Genomic DNA, 3,417 nt, shown 5'->3' with positions numbered 1-3,417 from the left:
GCCGAGGCGATGCGCGCCGCGGTGGCGCAGGCCAGTGGTCCCGGCCGCACCGCCGACGGGGCCCCGGTGGCGCTGCTGGTCAACGTCGGCGCGCGCAGCGAGTTGGACACAGCCGCGTCCTGCGACAGTGAGGGCGTGGGGCTGCTGCGCACCGAGTTCCTGTACCTGGACCGGGACACCGAACCCGCCCCCGACGAGCAGCGCGGTGCCTACCGGGCGGTGTTCGAGGCGTTCGCGGGCCGCACGGTGGTCGTGCGCACGCTCGACATCGGTGCCGACAAGCCGGTGCCGTTCGTCGACGGCGGCGAGGAGGCCAACCCGGCGCTCGGCGTGCGGGGACTGCGCCTGGCACGCCGGGACCCCGGGCTGCTGACCCGGCAGCTCACGGCGATCGCCGAGGCCGCGAAGGAGACCTCGGCGCGGGTGCGGGTGATGGCCCCGATGGTGGCGACGGCCGCCGAAGCGGCCGGGTTCGCCGCACTCGCCCGCGAGCACGGGCTTCCGGTCGCCGGGTCCATGATCGAGGTACCCGGCGCGGCACTGCGCGCGCACGACGTGCTGGACGGGTGCGACTTCGCCAGCCTCGGCACCAACGACCTCAGCCAGTACGCCCTGGCCGCCGACCGCACGGCCGGGGAGCTGGCCGACCTGCTCGACCCGTGGCAGCCCGCGCTGCTCGACCTCGTCGCGCACACGGCCGAAGCCGGGCGGACGCGGGACAAGCCGGTGGGCGTGTGCGGCGAGGCGGCCGGCGACCCGCTGCTCGCGCTGGCGCTGGTGGGAATCGGCGTGACCAGCCTGTCGATGGCCCCGACCGCCGTCCCGCTCGTGCGCGCCACCCTCGCCCGGCACAGCCTCGACGAATGCCGCGAGCTGGCCCGCCTGGCTCGGGCGGCCACGACCGCCGAGCAGGCCAGGGCGGCGGTCACCGCCGCCGCCCGCCCCCTGGCCCGCTGATCCCCTGACGGATCGACCACGAGGCACGGACGAAGGCGATGCCCACGCAGGCCGCGTCTGGCACCATCGCAGCACTGTGAGTGCCGAGTATCCGATCTGCGCCAACGACGGATGTGACCAGCCGATCTGGCTACGCCCCGACGAACGGACCGTGTGCGCCGGATGCGAGAAGCGCGGCGGTCCCCCACCGCCCGCCGAAGGCGGCACGGCCACGAGTGAGACCGACGAGGACCGGGTCCGCCACTACCTCTCCCGCATGACACCGGACGAGCGCGCGCACCACGTCGATCTCGTGTCGCGGCAGAACACGATGATGGGCGAGATGTGGAACCGCATCGCGGCCGAGCTGTGACGATCCGCGCCCGCGCGGTTCGCCAGGGGCACGGAGTTCCGGCTCGGGTGTCGCGTGCGGGTCAGACGTCGAACTCGCCGTCCTTGACCCCCGCGACAGCGAACGGTCCGTTTTCGCGCGCCTACGGCCTGAGCACCTGACACACTCGGGACTCACGAGCGGTGCCACACCGGAGGCCGTGTCACCGGGCGAACGAACTGGGGGACGTGTCGTGGAACCGGGGAATCATCCGACACCCTGCCTGAGATCGTCGGTGCGGCGGCATCGAGGACGATCGTGACCCGCGGACGTCGTGGCGTGCGGACCGGCGCCGCGTGGTCACTGGTGATCGCGTTCGTGGCCGTGGCCACGCTCGTCTCGCTCCGCGAGCGCCAACCCGATCCTCCGTTGGAACCGGTCTCGGTCGGCGAGGCCGAAGCGCTGCTCGCCACCGCGGTGCGGCACACGCGCGACGGCGATTTCCCCGGTCTGTGCCGCGCCATAGCCCATGAGCGGCACATTTGCGACGTTCTCCTGCGGTCGGCGTGGGAGCGCGACCACGTCCCTGACGACTCCGCACCCGAGGTGGTCACGGTCACGCGGCCGACCGAGCACACGGTGCGCCTGCATCTGCGTGGGGCCCACGCCGACGGCGGCACCTATCGCACCGAGTTCGTCGTCTACCGGGCCACCGGTGGTGAGCACGCGGGCGAGACACGCAGCCCGACCCCGGTGTACTGGTCGCCGATGACGCTCAACCCGCCCGGCGTCACGTGCACCGCTGACAACGGCCACAGACGATGCGGAGGCAGGGCCGTGGCCCCCGACGTTTCGTCCACGAGCTGATTCCCGCGCACGATCGGGGCCGGGAACCGCTCCGGCGTCGGTCACCACGGCGTTGACACGGCGAATCACCGCACCGTAGTCTCGCCGGGCTGCGCGATGGCGGCGCGGAAGCCGGTGAGATCCCGGCACGGTCGCGCCACTGTATCCGGGGACCGCATCCCGGGAGTCAGACCCGCCCGCCGTCGCAACCGTTCCGAGAAGGGCCGCGCAAGCCCGGAGGAGGTTTCGATGTCATCGGCGCGTGTCGCCACCGCCCCCACCCCGCTTCGGATTCCCGTGCGGGAGGTCGTGCCGTGGGCGCTGTTGGCCGGGGTGCTGGCCCTGGCGGCGCTGTTCTTCGTCAGCACCGAGGCCGGAGCGGTCGAGCTGCTGTCCACCGACGGCCTGGTGCACGAGTTCCTGCACGACGGCAGGCACCTGCTGGCGTTCCCGTGCCACTGAGCGGGAGCCGTCCCATGATGAGAACCCTGCTCCTTCGCGGGATGGTCGCGGGCCTGCTCGCCGGTGGGCTGGCGGCGGTGTTCGCCTTCTTCGTCGGTGAGCCCCCGATCGACGGCGCGATCGCGGTGGAGGAACGCACCACCCAGGAGTCGCACGGCCACGAGCACGACCACGGCGCGACCAGCGACGCACACAGCCACGGCCACGGTGAGGACGCGGCCGTGAGCCGGGACGTACAAAGCACGGTCGGGTTGTTCGCGGCAACCGCCGGTTACGGCGTGGCGATCGGCGGACTCTTCGCCGTGGCGTTCGCCCTGATTCAGGGGCGGGTCAGCTCGCTGCCTCCCCGGACCTCGGCCGCCCTGCTCGCGGCGGGCGGGTTCGGTGCGGTGGTGCTCGTGCCGTTCGTCAAGTACCCCGCCAACCCGCCCGCCGTGGGCAGCCCCGGCACGATCGACGACCGCACGTCAGTCTACTTCGGACTCGTCGCGTTCTCGCTGGCGCTGGCGATCGTGGCCGTGGTGCTCGGGCGGATGCTGGCCGACCGGCTCGGCGCGTGGTTCGGCGGCCTGCTGTCCACGGGCGGGTACCTCGTGGCGGTCACGGTGACGGCGGCGCTGTTCCCCGCGATCGACGAGGTGCCCGGCGACTTCCCTGCGTCGCTGCTGTGGGAGTTCCGCGTGGCTTCGGTGGGCATCCAACTGGTGCTGTGGGCGACGCTGGCGCTGACCTTCGGCGGGCTCGCCGAGCGGGCGCTGGGCACCACGCGCCCCACCAGTGACGACGACACACCCGCGCCGACGGGTCAGCGGTGAGCGGCCACGGCGGCGCCCACCGCGAGC

5 protein-coding genes are annotated in these 3,417 nt (G+C 73.0%); all 5 read left to right on the top strand.

Annotation, left to right across the window (positions count from 1 at the left end; genetic code table 11):
• Positions 1 to 957, top strand: a 957-nt coding sequence (locus SACSA_RS0118175) for a putative PEP-binding protein (protein WP_019819160.1), incomplete at its 5' end; no start/stop codon positions are given.
• Positions 958 to 1,033: 76 nt separating this feature from the next.
• On the top strand, positions 1,034 to 1,309 hold the full coding sequence (locus SACSA_RS0118170; protein ID WP_019819159.1) for a hypothetical protein: 276 nt from the start codon (positions 1,034 to 1,036) through the stop codon (positions 1,307 to 1,309).
• Between the two features lie 276 nt (positions 1,310 to 1,585).
• Positions 1,586 to 2,134, top strand: a complete 549-nt coding sequence (locus tag SACSA_RS0118165) for a hypothetical protein (protein WP_157596985.1) — start codon at positions 1,586 to 1,588, stop codon at positions 2,132 to 2,134.
• 228 nt (positions 2,135 to 2,362) lie between these two features.
• Positions 2,363 to 2,575, top strand: coding sequence for a CbtB domain-containing protein (locus SACSA_RS0118160; protein WP_019819157.1), 213 nt, complete (start codon positions 2,363 to 2,365; stop codon positions 2,573 to 2,575).
• A gap of 14 nt (positions 2,576 to 2,589) precedes the next feature.
• A complete protein-coding gene (locus SACSA_RS0118155) occupies positions 2,590 to 3,390 on the top strand; it encodes a CbtA family protein (protein WP_048876946.1) in 801 nt (266 codons plus the stop codon).
• Positions 3,391 to 3,417 lie beyond the last annotated feature (27 nt).

The sequence above is a fragment of the Saccharomonospora saliphila YIM 90502 genome, from assembly GCF_000383795.1.
Taxonomy (GTDB): Bacteria; Actinomycetota; Actinomycetes; order Mycobacteriales; family Pseudonocardiaceae; genus Saccharomonospora; species Saccharomonospora saliphila.
Note: the sequence above shows the minus strand (reverse complement) of the source record. Positions and strands in the feature narration are given on the sequence as shown.

Coding starts and splice junctions, on each gene's coding strand:
- SACSA_RS0118160 (WP_019819157.1), top strand. CDS start 2,363: ATGTCATCGGCGCGTGTCGCCACCGCCCCCACCCCGCTTCGGATTCCC.
- SACSA_RS0118155 (WP_048876946.1), top strand. CDS start 2,590: ATGATGAGAACCCTGCTCCTTCGCGGGATGGTCGCGGGCCTGCTCGCC.